This is a genomic window from Bartonella sp. CL70QHWL (genome assembly GCF_042194855.1).
GTDB lineage: Bacteria > Pseudomonadota > Alphaproteobacteria > Rhizobiales > Rhizobiaceae > Bartonella.
The window spans coordinates 1-569 of record NZ_JBHINJ010000134.1 but is presented as its reverse complement, the minus strand read 5'-3'; the positions used below and the strand labels follow the sequence as shown (position 1 = coordinate 569).

Genomic DNA, 569 nt, shown 5'->3' with positions numbered 1-569 from the left:
GAATTGCGCGCAATGTAGGAAATCAAGATGAGTGAACAAAACACTAACCTAATAGAAATTGAAGAAACACATCATGTAGCCGTCGAACAAACTGTCATGGAACGTATTTTAAATAAAGCCTTAGACAGTGACGTCGATATGGATCGCTTAGAGCGTCTTCTTGATTTAAGAGAACAAGAGATAAAACGACAAGAGCGCCAAAATTTTGTCCGTGATCTTTCGGCTGTGCAAATGGCATATAAAAATATCGAACAAAACGCCATTAATAACCATACAAACAGCAAATACGCTACACTTGATCAGTACATTGATGCTGTAAAGAAAGGGCTTGCAACATACAAATTTGCTTTGTTTTATCGTATTAAAAATCAAACAGAAAAAAACGTTACCATAGAAATAACTCTGTCTCATCCTTCAGACAATCAAATCTCAACAGAAGGAACATTTCCAATTGACAGTACAGGCTCTAAAAATAGCATACAATCACTTGGTTCCACACTTACCTACGCACGAAGATACCTATTAGGCATGCTTCTTAATTTAGCAAGTAAAGAAGACGATACAGATGG

The 569-nt window shown here is 36.6% G+C and carries 1 protein-coding gene; it reads left to right on the top strand.

All coding sequences use genetic code 11. From position 1 onward, the window contains the following. Positions 1-27 precede the first annotated feature (27 nt). Positions 28-569, top strand: a 542-nt coding sequence (locus ACFIJZ_RS10125) for an ERF family protein (protein ID WP_375632049.1), incomplete at its 3' end; no start/stop codon positions are given.